Below are 24,167 nucleotides of genomic sequence, written 5' to 3'. Positions count from 1 at the left end.
GTCGGGACGGCCGGCCCTCCGGAGCACCCCCATGCCCCCGTGGACGGGCGCCCCACGCCGACGCGGAGCAATCGGCCGCCCACCACGAAGAGGCCGGACACCACCAGCAGAGGTAGCGGATCACGCAGAAGCCGAAGGAGCTCTCGCCGGCCAGAGGACCGTCCCGGTGGCGCAGCACCGTGCGCCTGCCGTCGATGCCGCTCCACGCCGCACTGACGAGGAGCAGGGCCCGCGGGACCGGTGGTGACGGCGTGGAGCCCGTACAGCCAGGGGGGCGGCCAGGGCTCCGGCGTATGCCGCCACCATGAGGGACCCCGTGCCCACAGCGGGATCCTGACCCGGCGGCCCGACAGCGCCATGCGCGCGAGGATCAGGCCGAGACGAACGCGAAGAGGGGCACGGGCGGGGAGTTCGCAGGCGAACACCGCTTGGACACCGAGAGCGGATACTTCTCCGGGTCTCCGGGTCTCCGGGAAGTCGGGTCGCCGGGAAGTCGGGTCGCCGGGAAGTCGGGGATCAGGAACCGATCCCCGAACCGGACGAGAAACATTCCCGCCACCATGGCGCCCGCTCACGCGCAGAGGTGGCGCGCCGGAATCCTCTTTCACGGGTCCGGGGAAGAACGGGAAAAGAAGACGGAAGAACAGCTCGCCGCAGAGCGACCGGCTCGGTACCACCTTCCGGCATCGCGGCCGCCCCATCACGCTGACGCGGGTGTCGTGCTGCGGGAACCAGGAATGCACCGGCAACATGGGATCTTTTCCCGGTGTGATTCGTGAGCTCGGCGTGGGGGGGAGAGACGGGCGCCGCCGGGAGAGGGGCGCGGAGCCGGGTCAGCGCAGGGTCTGACCGTCCAGATCGATGACCTTGTCGGCGAGGACCTGGAAGAGCTCCCACAACGCCTCGGGCGAGTGCTCCCGGTCCTCCACGGCCGGGTAGTTGTCGAAGACCACGTACTGCGCTCCCAGTTCGGCGAGCTCTTCCAGGTCCTGGCGGATCTGGTCGAGGGTGCCTTCGCCGGGCAGCCGCTTCGGGTCCGTCAGCGGGCTGTCGGTGATCCGGAGGTTGACGCGCGGGCACAGCGCGGGCACGGGGCGCCCGGCCTGCTCGGCGGCGTCGCGCAGGGCGGGCAGGCCCTCCGTGCGCAGCCACTCGGTGGTCGCCCAGATCGGGTGCCAGGCATCCGCGTACGTGGCGATGCGGCGCACCGAGCGGGGCCCGCTGCCGCCGATCCACAGCGGCGGGTGGGGGTCGCGGAGCGGGCGGGGGGCGGTGTGCACCCGCTCGAAGTCGGCGAACTCCCCATGGTGGGTGACCACGTCCTCGGTCCACAGCCGCTTGATCACACCGAGGTACTCGTCGGTGATGCGGGCACGCTGCCGGTGGGAGACCTTAAGGGCGTCGAACTCGCCCTTCGCCCAGCCGGTGCCGACACCGAGCACCATGCGGCCGTTGCTCAGCCGGTCGATGTTGGCGGTGAGGCGGGCCGTGTTCAGCGGGCTGCGCAGGGGTGTGATCACCACGCTGGTGGCCAGCTCGATCCGGCTGGTGAGTGCCGCGAACCAGGCGAGCGTGACGAAGGGGTCGTACAGCTGGGTGGGGAACGTGTCGTGCACGTCCTGGGTCGTCGCCACGTGGTCCGAGACGGTGATCAGGTGGTAGCCGGTCTCCTCGGCCTGCTGGACCCAGTGGCGCAGGGTCTCGGGCTTCGCGTTGGGACCGTTGTTGACTATGTTCACGCCGAACTTCATGGAAAACCTCGCGGTGTGACGGAGCGTGGGTACGAGGACGGGGTGCCGCCTCCCGGGGCCCGGGGGTGCGCCGGGCAGAGCCGCAGAGGGCCTGCGCCGGCCGGGAGAGCCCTCGCGGGGGGGGAAGCGACGGGGGCTCGCCGGTCGGAAGCGTGACCGGGCGCCGGACGGAGGCCCGGGGGGCAGGGCCCGGGGCCAGGACCGGGAGTCGGGCTCGGGAGTCGGGCTCGGGAGTCGGGGCTTCGGACGAGGGCGTGGGGCACGGGCGGGGGCCGGCCCGGGGGGCCCAGCGCCGGGCGCCTGTACCGGGCGCCCGCGCCGGACCCCTGTGCCGGACCGCTAACGCGGTGCCGCTTCCGGCTGTGCGCCCAGTTCGGGGGTGCCTTCGGCGGCCGTGCGCCGTACGTGGTTCCACATCAGCAGGGAGAGCGCCAGGGCCACGGCGGTGGCGAGGGCGGCGGTCAGGGTGACCGACCGTACCCCCAGGCCGAGGTCGATGGTGGTACCGCCGAGCCACGCCCCGAGGCCGTTGCCCAGGTTGAACGCCGAGACGTTCGCCGACAGCGCGAGCGCGGGCGCGGCGGACGCGACGACGAGGATGCGGGCCTGGAGCGCCGGGATGATGGAGAAGCCGGCGGCGCCGAAGAGGAACAGCACGACGGCCGCGGGGATCTGGTACGGGCTGGCGGCCCAGAAGAGCACCAGTGCGCCGAGGAGCGCGCTCAGGGCCCTCAGCACCCCTCGCATCACGTTGTTGTCCGCCGCCTTGCCGCCCAGGATGTTGCCGAGCACGGAGCCGACGCCGAACACGATGAGCAGCACGCCGACCATGGGGGCCGCGAAGTGCGCCACGTCGAGCATGAGCGGCGCGAGATAGGTCGAGGTGGTGAAGACGGCGCCCTGCGCGAGGACCGTGATCAGCATGGAGAGCTGGACGGTGCCCTTGCGGAACACCTTCAGCTGCTCGCGCAGCGGTGCTTCCTTCTCGCCGTTGGGCTGCTGGGTCGCCAGATCCCCGGGGACGAACTTCTGGATGAGCAGGGCGCACACCAGCGCGGCGCCGGTGATGGACACGAACGTGGCCCGCCAGCCGAACTGCTGGCCGATGAAGGTGCCGATCGGCACACCCAGGACGTTGGCGAAGTTGAAGCCGAGGGCGATCTTGGCCATGGCCGTGGCCTGCTTGTCCGGCGGCGACATGACGGCGGCGACGTACCAGGCGACGGCGGCGAAGGTGCCGTGGCTGAGCGAGGTGAAGACGCGGGCGCTCATCAGCAGCGCGTAGTTGGGCGCCAGCGCGGCGACCACGTTGCCCACGACGAACAGGCCCATCAGGCCGAGCAGCAGCGGCTTGCGCGACCACTTGGTGGTGAGGAGCGTGATGATGGGGCCGCCGATGGTCACACCCAGGGCGTAGCCGGTGACCAGCAGGCCGGTCGTCGGAATGGACACATCCAGATCGGCCGCCATGTCGGGCAGGATCCCGGCGATGACGACCTCGGCGGTACCCACACAGAAAACCCCGAGCATCAGGGCCAGTAGGGGCAGGGGCATGACGACCTGAGCCTTCCACGGGAACGAACAGAGGGGGGGGTGAGGAGAGGGAGGAGCGAGGGGGGAGCGGGAGACGGACGGGAGAGGAGGAGGCGGGAGAGCCAGTGGATCACAAAATGCTTTCAGATGCATAGAGATAATGTCCGACTCCGAGGCTGTGGTCAACCACTGCAAAGAGTTACGATGGCGTAGTGATACGTCCGGGCCTGGCCGGGCGCTGACAAGGAGCCGCACATGGACAGCGCGAGAGGCGCCGGCGGTCGCGACGAGGTCGCCCTCTGGCGGCAGCTGACGCGCCTGACCGAACAGGTGGGTTCGGCCGCCAACCGACAGCTGACCCGGAAACACGGAGTGACGACGGGCGAGTTGATGGTGCTGCTCACGCTCGCCGAACAGCGCGACGGAATGCTGCGGATGGCGGACCTGGTCGAGGGCTCCAGTGCGAACCAGTCGTCCGTGAGCCGCATGGTGGCCCGCCTCGAAGAGGCCGACTGGGTCACTCGTATGCACTGCCAGCAGGACAAGCGCGGAGTGAACGTGGGGATCACCGAGGTCGGCAGACGGCTGGCCAAGGAGGCGGAGCAGACCTTCAAGAACGCCCTGTCCAGCGGCCTGGACAAGGCGGCCCTGGACGACCGCACCGCTTCCCTCGTGGTCCGGCTGCGTTACGCCGTACCGGTCGAGATCGACTGACGCCCCACCGCGCCCCGGGGCCGGTCCGGCCGGCCCCGCCGGGCGTCGCACACCCGCTCCGGCCGCGCGACGCCCGCCCCGCCCCGGCCGCCCTCCGCCGTCGGCGCGACCCCTCCCCCGCCGCCCCGGCCCGCCCATGGGCCGCGCCGGGGCCGCCCGCCGATCACCTCTCGCACCCGTGGCGCGCGCCGGACACGTGACGCCCTGTTCGGCGATACGCGGCGACACACGGCGACACACGGCGACAGCGGTCCCTACCGCCCGGACCGGCACCACCCCCGCACCGCCCACCGGGTCCACCCGGCACCTTGACGCGGAATCACTGGATCCGGCCACTCATGGTGCCCGCGGGAGCTTTGCTCCGACCGCACCCGACCGGGCCGGACGGCGACTTCCCTCAAGATTTCATGCATCCGCATACATTTAATGTGGGCTCGATCACATTGCCATGGATGCATATTGGGCTCTAGTTTCCTTCTTGCGGGAGAACGCGGCGGCACTTCGCCGGCTCGCCCTTCGCCCCGCCGAGCCCCAGCGCCCACGGCGTCGTCGGCGCCCACGCAGCAGACGTCACAGCGATCCGCCCATGCGATTCCGCACTTCGCGCTCCTCACGCGTCACGCACCTTCATCGCACTTCACACGCCCGAACCTCTCCCGGAGGTCAGTCTTGTCCGGTACCGCCATGTCTCTGTCCGCCGGCTACACCTCGACCGCCGATCTCCCCAAGCCGCCCGGCTTGCACTGGAACGTCCAGGCCAAGCAGCCCATCGCCTACGGCGTCAGCATGGTGCGCGGCTTGCTGGACACCGAGAACCCCACCCTCGCCCGGGCCTGCGGCGGCGCCGGCGGGCGCTCCGTCCGCTGCCTGGTGGTGGTCGACACCGTGGTCGACGCCCTGTACGGAGAGCGGCTCAAGGCCTACTTCGACCGCTGGCAGATCGATGCGACCTGGCAGGTCATCCACGGCGACGAGGATGCCAAGTACCTCGACCAGACCATCGCCGTGACCGAGGCCATGACCAGAATGGGCATCCTGCGCCGCGCCGAGAAGGTCCTCGCCGTCGGCGGTGGCGTCGTCCTGGACGTGGTCGGCTTCGCCGCCAGCATGTACCGCCGGGGCATCCCCTACATACGTGTGCCCACCACTCTGGTGGGCCAGATCGACGCCGGCATCGGCGTCAAGACCGGCATCAACTACGGGCACCACAAGAACCGCCTCGGCACCTACTTCGCGCCCGAACTCGCCCTGATCGACCCGGACTTCCTGCGCACGATCGAACCCCGGCACGTCGCCAACGGCATGGCCGAGATCATCAAGATGGCACTGGTCAAGGACGTCTCGCTGTTCGAGCTGCTGGAGGCGACCGTCGGCACCATCACCCGCGAGACGCTGGCCACCTGCGGCTCGGCCGTCAGCGAGGTGCTGTCGCGGGCGATCTCCGGAATGCTCGACGAGCTGGAGCCCAACCTCTGGGAACAGGTCCTGGAGCGGTCGGTCGACTACGGCCACACCTTCAGCCCGTCGCTCGAACTGCGCGCCGACCCGCCGCTGCTGCACGGTGAGGCCGTCGCCGTCGACATGGCGATCTGTGTCGCGCTCGCCCATCTGCGGGGGCTGCTGTCGGACACCGACACCGACCGCGCCCTGCGCCTGATGCAGGGCTTCGACCTGCCGATCTCGCACCCCGTCTTCACCCAGGAGCTCCTCACCGAGGCCCTCGCGGACGCCGTCAAGCACCGCGACGGCCACCAGCGGGTACCGCTGACCAGCGGCATCGGCAAGGTGGTCTTCGCCAACGACCTGACCGCCGACGAGCTGGGCCAGGCCCTGGAGTTCGTCGCGAAGTGGAGCGCCGCGACCGACAGCGAGCTCGCCGGTTCGCAGCGATGAGCAGGGCGGTCGCCGTCCTGGACGTGGGCGGAACGCACATCCGCCAGGCGTGGTGGCTGAGCGGCAACGGGCTGCGCGCCCGGCGCTCACGCCCCTCGCCCAGCTTCCGCCGGTTCCCCGGGGTCTCCGTGGCCAAGCTCCAGGACCTCATGGTCCAGGATCTGTGCGAGGCGGTCCCGGAGAGTCCCGACGCCGTCGCCGGTATCTCCTTCGGCGCCGCGCTCGATCACCGCAGCGGCCTCGTCTACGCCTCCGCCCCGCTGTGGGGCGAGCACAGCGAACCGTTCGATCTGCGCGGAGCCCTGCGGACCAGGCGGCCGGACGTCGACTGGCACATCGTCAACGACGTCACCGCCGCGCTGCTGCACGCCGCGTCCGCCCCGGCCCGCCGCGAACACCGCAAGGTCCTGCTGGCCACCATCAGCACCGGCATCGCCTGCCGGACCCTCGACCGGCGCCGGGACGTCATCCCCGTCGACGGCTGCGGCCTCCAGGGCGAGATCGGGCATCTGCCCGCCACCGCCTCCCTGGCCGGCGCTCCCGTCGAGCTCGTGTGCGACTGCGGGGTGCGCGGTCATCTGGCGGCGTACGCGTCGGGCCCCGGTATCGCCAGGATGGCGGCGGTCCTGCAGGAGCGCGAGCCGGACCGCTGGGAGCGGTCGGTGCTGGGCCGGCTGACCACCGACGGAGCCTCGTTCGAGACGGCGCTGTGCCGTGCGCTGGACGTGGCGGACACGCTGGCCGCCGAACTGCTCGACGCGGTCACCGCGCCGGTCGCCGACGTACTGCGCACCGCGCTCTGCCTCGACCCCGAGATCGACGAGGCGGTGCTGACCGGCGGTGTGGTGCTGGGCCTGGGCGAGCACTACCGGCGGTCGCTGCTGGACCACCTCACCCGCCAGGGCCTCTACCTGACGAGCGAGCGCTCCCCGGAGTGGGTGGAGCGGCGTGTCACGGTCAGCGGACCGGGTGAGGCCGACGGTCTCGCGGGCGCCGGGATCGCCGCCCTCGCGGAGCTCCGCCCATGAGCGCCGTGCCCGGCGGGGACACGCACGCCCTGACCGGCACGCGGGAGGAACGGCCCGCAGGCGGCGGCGCGCCCGGTGCCGTCCACGGCCGGAGCCACCGGGCTCTGGTGCGTGAACCCGGGGGCGTGCGTACGCGCCTCCGGCCCACGCCGGTGCCGGGGCCCGGCGAACTGCTCGTCGCCACCGGCGTCGCGGGGCTGTGCGGTACGGACCTGCAGATGCTGCGGGGGCTGAGGGACGACCCGGCGCCGGTCATCGGCCACGAGGGCATCGCCCGCGTGGTCGCCGCCGGGGCCGGCGCCGGACTGCGGCCGGGTACGGAGGTCGTGGTGAACCCCACGCATCGCACCGACCCGTCCTTCCTGCTCGGCCACAACGTGGACGGCCTCCTCCAGGAACGCACCCTCATTCCCGCGACCGCCGTGTCCGGCGGACTCGTCGTGCCGCTCGCCCGGATCCCCGACCCGGTGCTCGGGGCCCTGCTCGAACCGCTGGCGGCGGTCCGCTACGCGCTCGCCCTGCTGGCCACGGGACAGCCGCGCACGCTGGTCGTGTACGGCGACGGGACCGTCGGCCGGCTCGCGGTGCGGGCCGCCCGCCGCTGGCTGGGGTCGCATGTGCGCACCGTGCTCGTCCACCACACCCGGGACGGCCTGGAGTGGTCCGCCCGGCACCGGGCGCACGGCGCGGACGTGCTGCTCGGCGGGGAGGGCGACAAGCGGATGCCGCTGGGCGAGGGTCCGGTCGCCGCGCTGATCGCCACCCCGCGCGACGGCACCCCTGCGGCGCTGGACGCCGCGCTGCGCCTGGGGGCGCGGGAGCTGACGGTCGACCTGTTCGGCGGGCTCCCGCCGGACGCCGTCAGCCCGCTGCTCCCGGGCGCGGACCTGGCCCGGATCCGCGCCGCCAACTGCGCGGGCCACCCTCGTCCGTACGCCTTCGCCACCGCGACCACCACCGAGGGCGCCCACGTCCGGCTCACCGGGCACCGGGGCGTGGGCAACGAACACCTGCGGGACGCCGCCGCCGAGTTGTGCCGGGCCCCCGAGACGTACCGCGAGCTGGTCACGCATGTCGTCGGGCTCGACGAGGCCGCCCGGATCATGAACCAGCTGGCGGGCTCGCGGGAGCGGACGGTGGACGGACGTCGCCTCATCAAGCTCGCGGTGCGCGTCGCACCCGAATCGCCCTCCCCCTTGGAGAACCGATGACCACACCTCTCACCCCCTCGGTCGAGGGCCGGCGCGCCCTGGTGGTCGGCGGCTCCACCGGCATCGGCCGGGGCATCGCCGACGCCTGGGCCGACGCCGGGCTGGACGTGCTGGTGCTCAGCAGGTCGGCCCCTCGGGGCCCGGGTGCCGAGCGGCTGGACTGGCTGGCCACCGACCTCACGGACGCCGCCCGGGTCGACGAGGTGCTGACCGCGGCCACCGCGGGCCCGCTGCACGCGGTCTGCTACTCGGCCGTCCACTACGGCGACAGGCGTGCCCTGTTCGACGAGGTCACCGAGGCCGAGTGGCGCCGCCAGGTCGATGTGAACCTGCACGGTCTGTGGCTCACCCTGTCCCGGACCCTGCCCGTGCTGCGCCGGACCGAGGACCCCGGGCTGTTCGTGGGCGTCTCCTCGGAGGTCGTCTACAACGCCGGCCCCGGGCGCTCCGGTTACGCCGCGTCGAAGGCGGCCTGCGCGGTGCTGCTCGACTCGGTCGCGCAGGAGGAGCTCCTCGGGCGGGCCGACGAGGGGGAAGGACAGGAGGAGCGGGTCCGCGTCGTCCAGGTGCTTCCCGCGGAGATGGTCGACACGCCGGGCATCCGCCGCCGGCGGCCGGAGGACTTCGACTACAGCTCCTACATGCGACCGGCGAGTTTCGCCCCGCTGGCACGGGAGCTGGCCACGACGGCCGGTGCCGGGCTGCACGGCGCCCACCTCGTCGTGGACGGCGACGGGACCTGGCAGCCGGTGGGCGACCGGACACCGGTCTCCCAGAGCCGCAAGGTCCCCGCATGAGCGGGGGCGCCCCGTCGGCCGGCGCCCCCGGCACCGGGGCGCGGGGCCCGGACCGCCGGGGGGCCGGCGCCCGTGGGCCGGACACCCGCGACGGGGAGCTCGACGCGCTCACGCCCGGCGGTCCGGCCCGCCGCGCCGGTGCCCCGCGGGTCGGGCTGGCCGGCTGGCGCCTGCCCGTGGAGCACGCCCGCGCCGTGGAGCTGACCCGCCGGTCGGGCGCGGACGGGCTCCAGCTCGACCTGGGCGGACCCGGCCGCGGCGCCCGGCTCGACGACCCGGCCACGCTCGACGAGGTGCGCTCCGCCGCCGCGGCTCACGGAGTGGAGCTGCTGGCGGTCTCGGGCAACACCCTCAACGACATCGGCCTCACCGCGCCGGAGGGGACCGACGACGCGCGACGCGCCCGCCGGACCCTGATCCGGGTGCTCGACGCGGCCCACGCGCTCGGTGCCCCCCTGGCCTTCGTACCGAGCTTCCGGCGCAGCGCCATCGACGGCCCGCGAGCCCTGCGGCGTACCGTCTCCGTTCTCTCGTGGGCGGCGGGCGAGGCCGCCGACCGCGGCCTGTCGCTGGCCAACGAGAACGACCTCGCGCCGGACCGGGCGCGCGCGCTGGCCGAGGAGATCGGTTCACCGGCCTTCCGGCTGCTGCTGGACACGTACAACCCGCGGGTGGCCGGCGTCGACGTCCTCGCGCTGGTCGAGGCGACCGCCGGGCTGCTGGCCCCGCAGGTGCACCTCAAGGACGGGGTCGACGGGGTCGCCGGCCAGGTCCCGCTCGGGGACGGCGACGGGCGGGTGGCGGAGGCGCTCGCCGCGCTGCGCAAGCGGGACTTCGCCCCGTACGCGCTGGTGCTGGAGAACGACTACCGCGACGGCGGCACGGAGCGGCTCGCCCGGGACATCGACCGCGCCCGCAGCCACGCACGGGACTTCCGTACGTCCATGGAGAAGGAGATCCACGCATGACCGCGAGCGAACTGAACCTGACCGCCACGGCTCTGCTGTTCGACATGGACGGCACGCTGGTCGACTCGACCCCCGTGGTGGAGCGCACCTGGCGCCGCTTCGCGGGCCGCCACGGGCTGGACCCGGAACGGGTGCTGTCCACCGCTCACGGCCGCCGTACCGGGGAGACCGTCGCCATGTACGCCCCCGAGGGGGTGGACGTGGCCGCCGAGACGGCGCGTCTGGAGGCCGAGGAGATCGAGGACGTCGAGGGCATCACCGCGATCCCGGGCGCCGCCGAGCTGCTCGCGTCGCTGCCCGCCGGCCGCTGGGCCGTGGTCACGTCGGCCGGCCGTGTCCTCGCCGAACGCCGGATGGCGGCGGCCGGGCTGACGTTGCCCGCGACGGTCGTCTCGGCCGACGACGTCACCGCGGGCAAGCCGAGTCCGGAGGGTTACCGCACGGCGGCCGAGCGGCTGGGCGTCGCGGCCGGCGGCACGGTGGTCTTCGAGGACGCCGAGACGGGTCTGCTGGCCGCGGTGGCGGCCGGGGCGACCGCCGTCGTCGTGGGTGAACACCGCGGCCCGGCCACCGTGGGCCTGGCCCGGGTGGCGGACCTGCGCGGCCTGACCGTCACGGAGACCGGGCAGGGCGGTCTGCGCCTGACGCGCGTACGCCCGCTGGCCCCGGCCTGAACCGCCCCACTCCCTGCCCGCTTTCACCGAAGGAGCGACGAGTTGCGCTACGACAACCTGTACATACGCGGCCTGGGCGCGGAGCTGGGCACCCTGGTGCCCGTCGAGGACGCCGTCCGGAACGGCCTGTACCGCCCCGAGGTGGCCGCGCAGACCGAGATGCGGTCCGCCTCGGTCTCCGAGCTGTCCGGTCCCGACCTGGCGGTACGGGCGGGGCGCAAGGCCCTGGAACCGCTGGGCCTGATGGACTCGCGGGTCGGTCTGCACCTCCACGTCGGCATGTACTACCAGGGCATCGACATGTGGTCGGCGTCCTGCTACGTCCTGAACCAGCTGCTGGGTGCGGGCCCGATGCTGTCGGGCCAGTTCACGGCGATGTCCAACGGGTCGATGGCCGCCCTGGAGCTGGCGGCCGGGGTGCTTTCGGGCCGCCCGGACCTGGAGACCGCGCTCATCACGGTCGGCGACCGCTGGGGCGAGCCGGGCTTCCCGCACTGGGGCTCCGACATCGGCGCGGTGTTCGGCGACGCGGGCAGTGCCGCGGTCCTGGGCACCGAGCCCGGCCCCGTACGGATCGTCTCGACCGCCTCGTACACCGATCCCGCGCTGGAGTCGATGCACCGGGGCGACGAGCCCTTCCGCCGGGCCAGCCCGGCCGCGACGACGCCCATCAACCTGCACGACCGGAAGGTGGCGTACCTCGCCGCCAACGGCGGCGTGGACGAGTTCGACCAGCGCAACGCCTTCGGCATGGGCCAGTCCGTCGAACTCGCCCTGAAGGACGCGGGATCGACCATCGACGACATGCGCTGGGTGCTGGTCCCCTTCTTCGGCCGAAAGCTCGTGCGCACCCAGTGCCTGGAGCCGCTCGGCATCCCCGAGGACCGCACCCTCGCCGACTGGGGCCTGAGCCTGGGCCACCTCGGTGGCAGCGACCAGCTCATCGGACTCGACCACCTGCTGGCCACCGGCGCCGTCGCCCCCGGCGACCGCGTGCTCCAGGTCGGTGTCGGGCTCGGCTTCACCTGGACCACCGCCGTCGTCGAGATAACCGATCTCGCCGCGGCCTGAGGAGGGGGATCCGATGTCCATCACGGCAGCAGGGAGCACGGCCACGGCCGGTACGGCCACGGCGGAGATGACCGCGCTGTTCATGGAGGCGCCCGGCAAGGTGGTGCCGCGCCGTCTGCCGGTGCCGTCGGCGCGCCCGGGTCACGCCGTCGTCGCGGTGCGCTATCTGGGCCTGTGCGCGACCGACCTCGGCTTCTACGACGGTTCCAGCAACTACCTGCACGACGGTCAGAAGTCCTTCCCGTTCGTGTTCGGACACGAGTGGAGCGGGCAGGTCGTCGCGGTCGGGGAGCCGTCCGGGACGGGCGGGGGGGCGGCCGGCGCGTCTGGGGCGGTCACCGTACGCGTCGGCGACCGGGTGGCGGGGCACAACTTCCGCCCCTGCGGCACCTGTGACATCTGTCTGCGCGGGCTGTCCATGCACTGTCCGGACCGCAGCGAGATCGGGGTGCTCGGGCCGGCCCCCGGCGCGGCCGCCGAGTACGTGGAGGTGCCGGTCGACACGGTCACCGTGATCCCCGGGGGCATCAGCGACCGGGCGGCCACGCTCCTCGAACCGTGCTCGGCCGCCCTGCACGCGGTCAACCGGATCGGCATCTGCGCCGAGGACCGGGTCGCCGTCCTCGGCGGCGGCACCCTGGGCCTGGCCGCGGCCCAGATCGCCCGGGCCCGGGGCGCCGAGGTGCACCTGCTCGACCCCGGCGTCCACCCGCGTGCCCTGGCCGCCGAACTCGGCCTGGAGCACGCGATGGACCCGTCGGCGGCCCGGCACGGCCACTACACGGCCGTCATCGAGGCGTCGGGCGCGGAGGCCGCCATCAGGCTCGCGCCCCTGCTGTGCACGCCCGGCGCGCGGATCGCCCAGCTGGGCACTCCGCACGAGCCGGTCGACGGGTTCCCCACCGCGGTGCTCGTCATCAACAACGTGGTGCTGCACGCGGTGCTCTCAGGCGTCGACCAGTGGGCGGGGCTGGTCGAACTGGTCGAATCGGGCGCGCTCCGGCTGGAGCCCCTGATCGACCGGGTGGTTCCCGTCGACGACATAGACAAGGCGTTCGCCGCGCTCGCCGAGGGCGGACGGCGCCGGCCGAAGGTTCTGGTTCAGCTCTCCAAGGGGGAAAAGTGACAACGACATCCGACCACACGCAGCAGCAGGCCAAGGACGTGCTGCGGGGGGCTTCGCGCGGCCGCGACTGGCTGCGGCAGCGGGGACTTCCCTACAGCGACGAGATCCCGCTGGAGGCGTCGACCGGCGAGTTCGACGGCGGTGGGCAGTACGGCATCGAGGTACCGGTCATCAACTCCTTCCGGATCCTGGAGCAGACGCTGAAGGGCCTGCGCGAGGAGGGCGTGCCGGTCACCCGCTTCAACGAGACGCTGGGGGCGTTCCTGCTCTCGGACGCCGAGGTGCGGGACATGCTCGACCTGTGCCGCGAGAGCGAGGTCGGCATGGTATTCGCGCTCGGCCCGCGCCCCGAGTACGACCGCAAGGCCGCCTTCTACCGCGGCGGGTTCGGCCAGTCGCAGGGCCGCCGGATCAACAACAACGACGCGCTCGCCGTCATCGCCGACGAGGCGATCCGCCTCACCGGACTGGGCTGCCGGGGTCTGATCGCGTACGATCCGGGGGTCTTCCGGATGCTGAAGCTGATGCGCGCCGAGGGCGCCCTGCCGTCGGGCCTCCAGCTGAAGGCGTCGTCGCACTGCATCGTGTCGAACCCCTTCACCGCCGCCGGTTACGCCGACGACGGCGCGGACAGTGTCACCACCCAGCACGACCTGGGCCTGTCCGTGCTCCAGGAGATGCGGCGGATGTCGCCGAGCCTCGTGCTGGACATCCCGACCGACGTGTACGGGAACAAGGGCGGCTTCATCCGCTTCCCCGAGGTGGCCGAGCTGGTCCAGATCGCCGCGCCGATGTTCCTGAAGATCGGCGCCAGCGCGCAGGCCCACCCGCACGACCCGGTCAGCGACGCCACGGTGCGGGCCCGCGTGCAGCGGGTCGCGCTGGCGATGGAGTACCTCGACAAGTCGGGCCTGGAAGCCGTCTACATCGGCAGCAAGGCCCCCCAGCGGTGCGTGCCGGTGAGTGCCTGAATGGCCGGCGACATCGATTTCGCGGACGATCCCGAGCTGGAGCGTCTGCGTGCGGAGGGCCGCGAACTGCCGTGCGGCGAGGTGGCGGCCGCGGCCGTCGCGGCCCTGATCCCGCAGGTCCACGGCGGGCGCGGTCTGGGCTTCGTCCGGACGACCGCGCTGCTCGAAGGCGTGGGCCACGCCCTCACCACACCTCTGTCCGTCCTGCCCGACATCACCCGCGCGGTGCTGACGGCGGTGCCGCTGTGGCAGCTGGGTACGGCGCGGCAGCGGGAGACGTATCTGCCGGCGGTGGCGGCCGGCTGGCGCAGTGGTGGCATCTCCCTGCTCGAACTCCAGGGCGGCGCCATGGACATCACCGCCCAGGCGTCCTTCGCGCGCACCGGTGACGGCGGCTCGCGGCTCGACGCCAGGAAGGGACAGCTGCTCGGTGCCGACCAGGCCGACCACTTCCTGGTCACGGCGGCCGACGATCCGTCCGGCCTCAGCGCGTGTCTGGTGGAGCGAGGGCTGCCGGGCACGTGTGTCGCCGCCGAGGAGGGCACCCTGCTGCTGCGGGGCTGCGACGTCCCGGACGACGCCTTCGTCGGCACGCGGGGGGCGGCCCTCTCCGAGTTCGTCCCCCTGCTGCTGGCGCTGGACCGCAGTGTGCTGCTGGCCCCCTGGCTGGGCATCATGCGCCATCTGATCCAGCGCTCGGTGCGCGGGGCGCGGGAGGGCAGGCTCTTCGGCCGGGGCACGGACGGCTTCCAGCATGTGCGGGCCGACATCGCCGACATGCGGGCGCGGTACGAGCTGAGCGCCGGGCTGGTCCACCGGGCGGCGGCGCAGCTCGACTCCCGGGCGCGTCCGTCGCGCGCGGACGCCGCCGCCGCCAAGCTGTACGTCGTCGAGGCCGCACGCGCCGTCGCCGAACGGGCCCTGCGCATCCAGGGGATGGCGGGCGAGCCGCCCAGCCGCTTCCTCGAACAGGTCCTGGTCGCCGCGTCCCGTATCGAGCACACGGGTGCCGGGACCGGCACGCTGCGTTCCGTCGTGGCGGAGACGGAGCTGAGCGCCGCCGCGGAGCGCCGGAAGGCGGGCGCGAGCCACTCGGCGCTCGTATGACCGCGTACTTGCCGTTCGGCCGTCCGTCGCGCGCGCTCCGTGCGCGCGGCGGGCGGCCCCCCGCGCGCGTACGCGCGCATGTCCACGGGCACGACCCGCACGTGTACGACCAAGGAGTACGCACATGACCCACTCGTCCGAGGCCGTGGACGCCGGCCTCGTCGGGAGACTCGCCGAGCGCTTCGGGAGCGTGGCCGAGCGGGCCGCCGAGGCGGACCTGACGGGGCTCGTGCCCCAGGAGAGCTGGAAGGAGATCGTCGAGAGCGGCTACCTCCGGGTGTTCCACCCCGAGGAGATCGGCGGCCTGGGGGCCAACGGCCCGACCCAGGCCGCCGCGATGGAGACCCTGGCCCGTGCCTGCGCGGGAACCTACTGGTCGGCGACGATGTCGACGCTGCTGTGCGGGAAGCTCATCTCCACCCACGGCGACGTCGTCGAGCACCGGGAACTCCTCGACGGGCTGCTGGGAGGGGAGCGGCTGGGCGCCTTCGCGGTGGTCGAGCGCACGTCGGGCAGCGACGCCGGCACCTACCGGACCACGGTGACGCCCCGTGACGGCGGCTATGTCATCAACGGGGAGAAGTCCCGCATCACCAACGCCCCCACGGCGGACGTCGCCGTGGTGCTGGCCCGGCTGGCGGCGGAGGACGGCAGCGAGCGGCCGCCCGGCTGGTGCCTGGCCTTCGTCGATCTCCACCAGCCCGGTGTGGGCCGGTACGACATGCCGCACATGGGCCTGCGGGCCATGCCATGGGGCGGGATCACCTTCGAGGACGTACCGATCAGGGCGCAGGACGTGGTCCCGGTGCCGTACTCGGTCTTCGGCGAAGGGATGGCGTGGGGCTGGCTGTTCATCTCGATCGCGGCCATCGCCACGGCGGAGCGGGCGCTGCGGGCGTCGGCCGAGCACGCCACGTCCCACATCGCGTTCGGGCATCCGCTCGGGCACATGGACGGGGTGCACACGCTGCTCGCCACCTCCCGGGCGGAGATCGACGCGGCCCGGCTGCTGGCGCGGCGGGCCGCCTGGCACCGTGCCGAGGGCCGCTCGGCGCGGGATTTGATCGCGGTGCTGAAGATCCAGGCGACGGAGCTCGCCGTGCGGGTGACGCAGCACGCCGTGCAGATCCACGGGGCCGGCGCCCTCATGCCGGGTCACCCGGTGGAGCGGTACGTGCGGGACGCGCCGATGAACGTGATCGGCGGGTTCACCACCAACCGGCTGCGCGAGCTGGTGGCCGACGGCATGGGGCTGGACGGCTCGTACTACCCGCCGTTCGACTGGCTGGCCCCGGCGGGCTTCGCCTCCGACCCGGCCCTGCCCGCCACAACGACGGAGTGATCGTATGACTGCACCTGTACGACTGGCGGTGATCCCCGGCGACGGCATCGGAGCCGAGGTCACCGTGCAGGCACGCCAGGTTCTGGACGAGGTCTCGCGACTCGCCTCGATCCCCCTGGAGTACGACGAGATCCCGGCCGGCGCCGCCCACTACCTGGAACACGGCCGGGACTGGCCCGAGGGCAGCGAGCGGCGCTGCGCCGACGCGGACGCCATCCTGCTCGGCGCGATCGGGCTGCCCGATTCCGCCGGCCGGGGCAGCGTCCTGCGGACGGACGGGCGCATGGCCGGCTGGTCGGCCATCGTCGGCAACCGGATCGGACTCGACCTGTACGCCAACGTCCGTCCGGTGAAGCTGTTCCCCGGCGTGCGGCACCGGGTCTCGGGCCGGCTGGCGCAGGTCTGGGAGCCGTCCGCCGTCGACATGGTCATGGTCCGGGAGAACACCGAGGGCCTGTACTCCGGTTCCGGCGGAGTCCTCGCTCCCGGCGGCCTGGCGCAGGTGGCCACGGACACGCGGATCATCACGCGCACGGCCTCGGAGCGGGTGATCCGGTACGCGTTCGAGACCGCGATGCGCCGCGACGGCGCCCCGGCCGACGGGCGCCGACGGGTGACCTGCGTCGTGAAGGACAACATCCTGCACGGCTGCCGGCTCTTCCTCGACGTGTTCGAGGAAGTGGCGGCCGCGTACCCGGACGTGGAGCGGGACGTCAGCCTGGTCGACGCCTTCACCCTGCGTCTGGTGCGCGACCCCGGGCGCTACGACGTGGTCGTCTCCACGAACATGTTCGGCGACATCATCACCGAGCTCGCCTCGGCACTCCAGGGCGGCCTCGGTCTCTCCGTCGGCTGCAACATCGGGGACCGGCACGCCATGTTCGAACCGATCCACGGCTCCGCGCCCGGCCACACGGGCCAGGACCGGGTGAACCCGATGGCCGCGCTGCTGGCGGCCGGGGAGGCCCTGTCCTGGGTCGGTGAACGGCGTGGCGACCCGGCGCTCACCGGCGCCGGGGGCGCGGTGGCCCGGGCGGTGCGCGACGTCCTGGCGGACGGCTCCACGCTCACCTACGACCTGGCGGACGACGGACGGGCGGCCCCCTCGTCGAAGGTCACCGCGGCGGTCGTGCACCGGCTCCCCGCCGCCCTGGAGGCCGCCCGGCCGTGATCGTCGACGCACAGGTGCACATCTGGGGCGCCTGCACGCCGGGGCGCCCCTGGCCCCCGGGCGGTGCGCACACGGCGCACCGCGCCGAGCCGTGGACGGCGCGGGAGGTCCTGCGGGCGATGGACGGCGCTGGTGTCGGCCGGGCCGTCCTCGTCCCGCCCTCGTGGGAGGGGGACCGCAACGACCTGGTGCTGTCGGCGGTGGCCCGCCATCCCGACCGCTTCCTGGCGATGGGCCGGCTCCCGCTCCACGACCGGGCCGCCACCGCGCGCCGCGTCGCCGGGTGGCCGGTGCGCGCGGGCATGCCGGGCGTCCGGCTGACCTTCCACCGGGAGCCCCTGCGCGAAGAGTTCGCGCGGGGCGGGCTGGACTGGCTGTGGCCGCTCCTGGCCGACCGGGGGCTGCCGGTGATGCTGTACGCGCCGGGACTCACGGGTGCTGTCGGCCGGGTAGCCCGGCGGCACCCGGGGCTGACGCTGATCCTCGACCATCTGGCGCTGCCCGTGGACCGGGTGGGCGCGGCGGCGTTCGACGGTCTGGCCGGGACCCTGGACCTGGCCCGGCACCCGCGGGTCGCGGTGAAGGTCTCGGCCCTGCCCTGTCACACGGAGCGGCCCTATCCGTTCACGGACCTGCACCCCTGGATCCGCCGGGTGCGGGAGGCGTTCGGGCCGGAGCGGATGGCATGGGGCTCGGACCTGACCCGGCTGCCCTGCGCGTACCGCGAGTGCGTCGAGCTGTTCACGCGCGAGCTGCCGTTCCTGGACGACGCCGACCGGGCCATGGTCATGGGCGGGACGCTGCTGTCCCTGCTGGCGGTGGACTGACCCGTACGGGAACGGCGGCCCGGGCGGCCCGGGCACGGGCACGGGCCCGGGCCGCCCGCCCTGGCCGGTCACCCGCCCGGACCGGTCACGCGCCCTGCCGTCGCGACCCGGCAGCCGGACCCCGCCGACGGGGCCGGCGGGCCGGGTCGACGGGACCGGATGCCCGGCCGGCCGACGCCCGCCCACGGCCCCGATTCGAACATTCACCCGCTCACTCGTTCACCCGATCGGTCCCGTCCAGGGGCAGACAGCCTCCCCCTGGCCTTGCATGGACGTATGCGCCCCACCGACTCCGGCCCCCGCGCGGCTCGTTCGGCCGGCCGGGGGCGGCACATGCCGCTCCTTCCGGTCTGCCTGTTCGCCGCCGTCTCCCTGGCGGCGAGCGGATGCTCCGCCGCGGGTCCCACGCGCGAGGAGCAGGCGACCATCGCCGTCCATGAGCTGTGCGAGAGCCTCGGTGACCTCCGGGCGCACACGGGCGAGCTCGCCGACCTCGACGGCACGAGGGCCGGTGTACTGGACGTCCGGGACTTCCGGCAGGACATATCCGACGACCTCCACAACGTCCGGGAGGAGGCACGGACCGTGCGTCACCCGACTGCGGCCCTCGCGAACGCCTTCGACAGTCTGAGCCGCGCCGTGGACATCCTGCCGGGCGACGCCACGGGTGCGCGGGCGACCGAGCAGATCATGCCTCAGCTCCAGGCACTGGACCGGGCGGTCGCCGCCTCCCAGGCGTCCGTGAAGTGCTGAGAGGGCCGGCCCTCCCCCGGGCACGCCGCCTCACGGCGCCCGGCCACGCCGCCCGCGCGGGCTCCCCTCTCGACCGGACGCCCACCGGGCCGCGTACGCGTCGCCCCGGCCCGCACCGCTCGTTCCCCGGCCGGTCCGGCCGATCCGGCCGTGGTCAGCCGTCGTCAGGTCGTACCGGGGTCGCCCGTGAGCAGGGCGAACTGCGCCCCGGCGGGGTCCATCACCATGGCGAGCCGGCCGACGCCCGGGACGTCCATCGGAGGGATCATGACGGTCGCCCCGTGCCGGGTCGCCAGCGCGAAGGCGGTGTCGCAGTCGGTCACGCCGAAGTAGGGATGCCATTCCGAGGTGGATCCGGCCGCCAGGTTGTCCTCGTGCAACTGCATGATGCCGCCCTGTCCGGCGTCCCCTCCCCGGCCGCCGCCCGGCGAGGAGACGACGCTGTAGGAGACCTCATCGGCCGCCCCCGCGTCCCCCGTGCCCCCCATCTCTTCGTACCGCCACTGGAACACCGAGCGGTAGAAGTCCTTGGCGGCCGCCGCGTCCGTGGTGTACAGCTCCGTCCAGCACAGGGTGCCCGGTTCCATGACCCGCTCCAGGCCCCCGATGTCCCTGGGCTGCCACACGGCGAAGTCGGCACCCGTCGGATCGGTGAAGGCGGCCATCCGTCCGGCGGTGAAGACGTCTCCCGGCGGCACGCGGACCGTGCCGCCGGCCCGCTCCACCGCCGTCAGCGTCCCGTCCGCGTCGGCCACCATGAAGTACGCCGTCCAGGCCGGGCTCGCGCCCGCCTCGGTCAGCGGGCCGACGGCGGCCACCGTCCTGCCGTCGAGCTGGAAGAAGCCGTACCCGCCCGCCTGCGGGCCCGCCGACCGGAAGGTCCAGCCGAACACGGCGGAGTAGAAGGCGACGGCGGCTTCGGTGTCCGGGACCCCGAGGTCGATCCAGTTGGGCGTGCCGGGAACGAAATCGGTCGTCAGCATGGGCGACTCCTGCGGTGGGTGTCAGCGGCCCTGGATCTCCAGCATGGCAGCGGGCACCGACAACCGCCCCGTGAGCGCCGCCGCGCCCGCAGACCCCCGGCCCGGCCGCCCGGACCTCCTCCCGTCTTCCCCGCGCGCTACTTCCCCTGCGCGCGGGCGGCCTTGCGGGCCCACAGGACGAGCGGCACCTGGAGCGGCAGCCGCCCGAAGGCCACGGCCCTCTCGCGCGCGGGGCGCTCGCGCCAGTCGTAGGCCATCTTGACGTTGGCGGGGAACACGCCGACGAAGAAGAGAGCCGTGGCCCGCGCGGCCACCCGCCGGGTGCGCGGCACGGCCAGCCCCGCGGCGAGCGCCAGCTCGACCGCCCCGCTCGCCTGGGTCCAGGCCCTGGGGCTGCCGGGCAGCGCGCGGGGCACGATGTCGTCGAACTTCTTCGGCGAGACGAAGTGGGCGACGCCCGCCGCGGCCAGCAGGCCGGCGAGGAGCAGAGGCGAACGGGATGACGAGGACATGAGGGCTCCTTGCCGAGGCGGTGCTGTCGATGCGGAAGGACACAAAGGGCCCGAAGGACCCGAAGGACGCGATGGACCCGAAGGACACGAACGGCGGGAAGGACGGGAAGGACGGGAAGGACCACAGAGGATGACAGCCTTGATGCTACTGGCGAGTAAGCAACAAGCGCCACGTATCCCTTGGGCGTGAGGGGCGCGACAGCGCGAATTCACACGGCGCACACATGGAGCTCGTACAACGGCCCCCGGGCAGCCATCCCGGGGACCCAGGATCACGCCCGGCGATCGCCATGTCCCCGACATGAAGGAGCACCTTCGTGACCAGCCATCATCCCGTCCGCTCGGCCGCCCTCTCCGCGGTCACGGCTCTCGCGGCCCTCGCGACCCTCGCCGCCGCGCCCGCCGGCGCGCACGCCGCGCAGCCGCTGCCCGCCGTCACACCATGGGCCGCGACGCCCACGCTGTACGACGACGAGGCGGGCGGGAACGCCGACGCGGACGACCCCGCGATCTGGCGCAACGACGCCGATCCGGGGCGCAGTCTGGTGATCGCCACCGCCAAGGAGGGCGGTCTGCGGGTCTACGACCTCGGTGCCCGGCAGGTCCAGTCGGTCCCCGCGCCCGCGGGCCCGGGCCCGGACGACGCCCCGGGACGCTTCAACAACGTCGACCTCGTCCACGGCCTGCGCCTGTCCTCGGGGCGGGCCGACCTGGCGGTGACCAGCGACCGCGGGAACGACCGGCTGCGGTTCTACCGCATCGACCCGAGCCGCCCCGGCGGCCCGCTCACCGACGTCACCGACCCGGCCGCGCCGCCGGTCTTCTCGACCGGCCAGGACGAGATCAACGACCAGCGGACCGCCTACGGGCTCGCCACCTGGACCGATCGGACGTCGGGCCGTTCGTACGCCCTGGTCAGCCGTCGCAACCGCACCGACATCACGCTGCTGGAGCTGACCGCCACCCCCACCGGCACGGTCGGCTACCGGAAGATCCGCACGCTGAGCCTGCCGTCGACGTTCCGGCTCCCCGACGGCACCTCCTGGACGCCCTGCGCGGAACCGGACGAGCTGCCCCAGGTGGAGGGCATGGTCGTCGACCCCGCCGACGGAACGCTCTACGCGGGCCAGGAGGACATCGGCGTCTGGCGCCTGCGCGCGGACCTCTCGGGCACGCCGCAGCTGGTGGACAAGGTGCGCGAGTACGGCGTGCCGGGCGTGTACGACGAGGAGACCGAGGAGTGCGCCCCCGGCGCCGACCCCGGCTTCGGCGGCACGCACATCTCGGCCGACGTCGAGGGGCTGACGCTGCTCACCGAGGCCGACGGCGACGGCTACCTGCTGGCTTCCAGCCAGGGTGACGACACCTTCGCGCTGTACGACCGCGAGATCGAGGACGCCAACGAGTACGAGGGCGGCTTCCGGGTCACCTCCGCGACCGCCACGCTCGACGGCTCCGAGGAGTGCGACGGCGCCGCCGTCCTCAACGCGCCGCTGGGCAAGGCGTTCCCGCGCGGGCTGCTCGTGGTGCAGGACGGACATGACACTCCCGCGGACGGCGACCGGGAGGGCACCGGTTTCAAGTTCGTCGACCTCGGCGACGTGATGGACGCCGTCGACGACTGAGCGCAGGCCCTGGTCGCCGACCCGCGGGTGCGTGCCGTCGGCTTCACCGGCTCCGCCGCGGTGGAGCGTGTCGCCGGCGGCCCCCGGCGACGTACCGCACGCCCCTTTCGGCGGCGTCAGGGCGTCAGGGCGTCGCGGACGGCCGGTTCGGCGGTGCTGGGGCGTCGAGGCGTTCTCCGGCACCCGCCGGCCGGCCACCACCACGCAGCGGGCGCACCACCCCTTGCGGCCGGCTCCCGCCCCGCCCCGCGCCGCCCGGCGTCACCGCGGGGCGGGAGGCCCGACGGCGGGGCGGGGTGCCGCCACCGGCGCGGGCGGACGCGCGGCTGGGGCCTGCGCGGTGGTCCGCGACGGTACGGCGGTCGCCTGCGAGGGCACGGCAGCCGCCCGCCCGGGCGTACCCGCGGTGTGCCAGCGTTCCAGCCGGCGCTGAAGGGCCTGGACCGCGCCGCGCTGGCGGCCGGGCACCCGGCGGCGCAAGGCGATGAGGGCGGGCGCCAGGGCTCGCGCCCTGGCGGCGTCCCGCAGTTGCTCCCACTGGTGGTGCGCGCGGTCGACGGCCCCCTCGACGTCCGGGTCGTCCACGGTCTGCTGCCGCTCCAGCCGCGCGTGCGCCACGGCCATCCACAACTCGCAGCTGCCCCCCGGGTCCTGGGCGAGGCGCGCGAGGTCGGCGCGCACCTCCAGCCAGTGGATCGCCTGCGGCGAGCCGGGTCCGTGGGCGCGGACCGCCTCGTGCTCCCAGGCCGAGGCCGCCGCGGTGGCCTCGGCGTGGCGGCCCGCGTGCGCGGCGGCCAGGATCGCCGGGTGCGGATCGGCCGCCGGAGGTGCCTGCCCGGCGGCGGGGCGGTCGAGCGGAGTCGGGGTCCGCTGCGGAAGCGGCCCCGGCACCACGACCGGCGCGTCCACGGACAGCAGCAGCGCACCGCCGCGCGTGCGCGCGTGCTCCACGGCCTGGGCCGCGGCCTGCTCGGCGGCCTGCTGGTGGAGCGCGGCGAGCGGCGGGCGGGCCCCGCTGCGCCACAGGGCAGCACACGCCTTGAGGTAGTCGGGGGCCGCCATGGTGCGCCGGGCGGGAGGCGGGGCGATACGGCCGTAGAGGCGCACCCCGTATCCGAGGGCGAGCACGGCCCGGTCGGCGGTGAGCTGCTGCCAGGCCTCCGCCTCCGCGACCAGGTCGACGACGACGGTCGTCGTGCCGGGCCGGCGGAGCTTGAGCTCGGCGGCCAGCCAGTGCCACGGCAGGGCCGTGTAGCGCAGGGTGGAGGGCGTCGACCGGGCGAGCGCGAGGTGCGGCAGGCGCTGCTTGTGGTCCAGGTGGAGCTGCCCGGCGATGTAGACGGACAGCGTCCCCGGCGTGGCGACGGCGGCCCGAAGGCGCGTCAGGACCGCCTGGGGGTCGAGTGGGTCGGCGAGCTCCACGAGGTTCGCCGCGGCCGTACCCGTGAGCGCGCTCGGCGGCACCGCCGCGAGCGCGGGCAGTACGGACACCGCGTCGGTCAGCCGGCCCTTGCCGACCGGGGCCACGGCCAGCACCAGCGCCGTCCCGGTCGGGTCCTCCCCATTGATCACCACCCCCGCACCGTATCCGCTCCACGGACGGCCCCGCAGGCCGCGGCCCCACCTCACCGACCGGGGCCCGCCCGGCGAGGTGGGGCCGTGGGGCAGGGGCGAGTGATACGGAGGGCGTGACGGGGGGCGTACGCGACCGGCGGGGAAACGGGGTCAGGAGGTGGCCGAACGGGGCCGGTACGTGGACGGGGCGCGACGACGGACGTACGAAGGCGGAGCCGTCGAGCAGGTCTCGTGCGCCTGCGATTCCCTCACCCGCGCGGGCGGGCCGCGAGGACCTGCTGCGACCGCTCGCCGATGCCGCCGTCGAAGCGCGCGGACTCATCGCGATCAACAGTCTGGCACGAGCACCCTCGTGTCGCATCCGGAGCATCCGGAGCATACGGAGCATCCGGAGTCCGAACGCCCCGGCGGCGACCGTGTGCGGCCCGGGGCCCGCACGGCCCGTGAAGAAGCGGATGGCGACGGGTGCCGGGCCGCCCGACGGGCCACTGGGCGGCGCGACCAGGGCACCTGACCGGCGAGTGCCGACAGGTGA

At 73.8% G+C, this 24,167-nt stretch carries 21 protein-coding genes; 16 read left to right on the top strand and 5 right to left on the bottom strand.

Annotated features, from left to right (window positions below; genetic code table 11):
* Nucleotides 1-833: 833 nt before the first annotated feature.
* Together PUR26_RS29025 and PUR26_RS29020 are read right to left on the bottom strand one after the other, a co-directional pair.
* A complete protein-coding gene (locus PUR26_RS29025) occupies nucleotides 834-1,751 on the bottom strand; it encodes a TIGR03619 family F420-dependent LLM class oxidoreductase (RefSeq protein WP_329876834.1) in 918 nt (305 codons plus the stop codon).
* A 339-nt stretch (nucleotides 1,752-2,090) separates the two neighbouring features.
* Nucleotides 2,091-3,305, bottom strand: coding sequence for an MFS transporter (locus tag PUR26_RS29020; RefSeq protein ID WP_329876832.1), 1,215 nt, complete (start codon nucleotides 3,303-3,305; stop codon nucleotides 2,091-2,093).
* A gap of 234 nt (nucleotides 3,306-3,539) precedes the next feature.
* Here PUR26_RS29020 and PUR26_RS29015 point away from each other — a divergent pair, with 234 nt between their 5' ends.
* From PUR26_RS29015 to PUR26_RS28945, 15 genes are all read left to right on the top strand, one after another.
* Nucleotides 3,540-3,998, top strand: coding sequence for a MarR family winged helix-turn-helix transcriptional regulator (locus PUR26_RS29015; RefSeq protein ID WP_329876830.1), 459 nt, complete (start codon nucleotides 3,540-3,542; stop codon nucleotides 3,996-3,998).
* Nucleotides 3,999-4,682: 684 nt separating this feature from the next.
* On the top strand, nucleotides 4,683-5,891 hold the full coding sequence (locus tag PUR26_RS29010; RefSeq protein ID WP_329876828.1) for a sedoheptulose 7-phosphate cyclase: 1,209 nt from the start codon (nucleotides 4,683-4,685) through the stop codon (nucleotides 5,889-5,891).
* A complete protein-coding gene (locus PUR26_RS29005; RefSeq protein WP_329876826.1) occupies nucleotides 5,888-6,919 on the top strand; it encodes an ROK family protein in 1,032 nt (343 codons plus the stop codon). The genes PUR26_RS29010 and PUR26_RS29005 overlap by 4 nt, the downstream gene beginning before the upstream one ends.
* Nucleotides 6,916-8,130, top strand: coding sequence for an alcohol dehydrogenase catalytic domain-containing protein (locus PUR26_RS29000; protein ID WP_329876824.1), 1,215 nt, complete (start codon nucleotides 6,916-6,918; stop codon nucleotides 8,128-8,130). The genes PUR26_RS29005 and PUR26_RS29000 overlap by 4 nt, the downstream gene beginning before the upstream one ends.
* Nucleotides 8,127-8,927, top strand: coding sequence for an SDR family NAD(P)-dependent oxidoreductase (locus PUR26_RS28995; protein ID WP_329876822.1), 801 nt, complete (start codon nucleotides 8,127-8,129; stop codon nucleotides 8,925-8,927). The genes PUR26_RS29000 and PUR26_RS28995 overlap by 4 nt, the downstream gene beginning before the upstream one ends.
* On the top strand, nucleotides 8,924-9,895 hold the full coding sequence (locus PUR26_RS28990; protein ID WP_329876820.1) for a sugar phosphate isomerase/epimerase family protein: 972 nt from the start codon (nucleotides 8,924-8,926) through the stop codon (nucleotides 9,893-9,895). The genes PUR26_RS28995 and PUR26_RS28990 overlap by 4 nt, the downstream gene beginning before the upstream one ends.
* Entirely contained in the window at nucleotides 9,892-10,569 is a 678-nt protein-coding gene (locus PUR26_RS28985) for an HAD-IA family hydrolase (protein ID WP_329876818.1), read from the top strand. Before PUR26_RS28990 ends, PUR26_RS28985 begins: the two co-directional genes overlap by 4 nt.
* Before the next feature lie 42 nt (nucleotides 10,570-10,611).
* On the top strand, nucleotides 10,612-11,640 hold the full coding sequence (locus tag PUR26_RS28980) for a ketoacyl-ACP synthase III family protein (RefSeq protein ID WP_329876816.1): 1,029 nt from the start codon (nucleotides 10,612-10,614) through the stop codon (nucleotides 11,638-11,640).
* A 13-nt stretch (nucleotides 11,641-11,653) separates the two neighbouring features.
* A complete protein-coding gene (locus PUR26_RS28975) occupies nucleotides 11,654-12,766 on the top strand; it encodes a zinc-dependent alcohol dehydrogenase (RefSeq protein ID WP_329876815.1) in 1,113 nt (370 codons plus the stop codon).
* Nucleotides 12,763-13,737, top strand: coding sequence for a hypothetical protein (locus PUR26_RS28970; RefSeq protein WP_329876813.1), 975 nt, complete (start codon nucleotides 12,763-12,765; stop codon nucleotides 13,735-13,737). Before PUR26_RS28975 ends, PUR26_RS28970 begins: the two co-directional genes overlap by 4 nt.
* Nucleotides 13,738-14,844, top strand: coding sequence for an acyl-CoA dehydrogenase family protein (locus tag PUR26_RS28965; RefSeq protein WP_329876811.1), 1,107 nt, complete (start codon nucleotides 13,738-13,740; stop codon nucleotides 14,842-14,844).
* A gap of 124 nt (nucleotides 14,845-14,968) precedes the next feature.
* Nucleotides 14,969-16,186: an acyl-CoA dehydrogenase family protein gene (locus tag PUR26_RS28960; RefSeq protein WP_329876809.1), complete on the top strand. Its 1,218-nt coding sequence runs from the start codon at nucleotides 14,969-14,971 to the stop codon at nucleotides 16,184-16,186.
* Between the two features lie 4 nt (nucleotides 16,187-16,190).
* Nucleotides 16,191-17,357 (top strand): isocitrate/isopropylmalate dehydrogenase family protein, encoded by a 1,167-nt coding sequence (locus PUR26_RS28955; RefSeq protein WP_329876807.1) that lies wholly within the window; start codon nucleotides 16,191-16,193, stop codon nucleotides 17,355-17,357.
* Complete coding sequence (locus tag PUR26_RS28950; protein ID WP_329876805.1) at nucleotides 17,354-18,184, top strand: amidohydrolase family protein; 831 nt, start codon at nucleotides 17,354-17,356, stop codon at nucleotides 18,182-18,184. The genes PUR26_RS28955 and PUR26_RS28950 overlap by 4 nt, the downstream gene beginning before the upstream one ends.
* A gap of 333 nt (nucleotides 18,185-18,517) precedes the next feature.
* Nucleotides 18,518-18,937 (top strand): hypothetical protein, encoded by a 420-nt coding sequence (locus PUR26_RS28945; RefSeq protein WP_329876803.1) that lies wholly within the window; start codon nucleotides 18,518-18,520, stop codon nucleotides 18,935-18,937.
* Nucleotides 18,938-19,101: 164 nt separating this feature from the next.
* Here PUR26_RS28945 and PUR26_RS28940 read toward each other — a convergent pair whose 3' ends face one another.
* Nucleotides 19,102-19,920, bottom strand: coding sequence for a VOC family protein (locus PUR26_RS28940; protein ID WP_329876801.1), 819 nt, complete (start codon nucleotides 19,918-19,920; stop codon nucleotides 19,102-19,104).
* 137 nt (nucleotides 19,921-20,057) lie between these two features.
* Entirely contained in the window at nucleotides 20,058-20,432 is a 375-nt protein-coding gene (locus tag PUR26_RS28935; protein WP_329876799.1) for a DoxX family protein, read from the bottom strand.
* A gap of 317 nt (nucleotides 20,433-20,749) precedes the next feature.
* Here PUR26_RS28935 and PUR26_RS28930 point away from each other — a divergent pair, with 317 nt between their 5' ends.
* Nucleotides 20,750-22,057: a phytase gene (locus tag PUR26_RS28930; protein WP_329876797.1), complete on the top strand. Its 1,308-nt coding sequence runs from the start codon at nucleotides 20,750-20,752 to the stop codon at nucleotides 22,055-22,057.
* A 261-nt stretch (nucleotides 22,058-22,318) separates the two neighbouring features.
* Here the strand turns inward: PUR26_RS28930 and PUR26_RS28925 are convergent, their stop codons facing one another.
* Nucleotides 22,319-23,632, bottom strand: coding sequence for a hypothetical protein (locus PUR26_RS28925; protein ID WP_329876795.1), 1,314 nt, complete (start codon nucleotides 23,630-23,632; stop codon nucleotides 22,319-22,321).
* Nucleotides 23,633-24,167: the final 535 nt, after the last annotated feature.

It is taken from the genome of Streptomyces sp. SP18CS02 (assembly GCF_036322365.1).
Classification (GTDB): Bacteria; Actinomycetota; Actinomycetes; order Streptomycetales; family Streptomycetaceae; genus Streptomyces.
The sequence above is the reverse complement of the archived record's forward strand: the minus strand, read 5'-3'. Positions and strand labels throughout refer to the sequence as shown.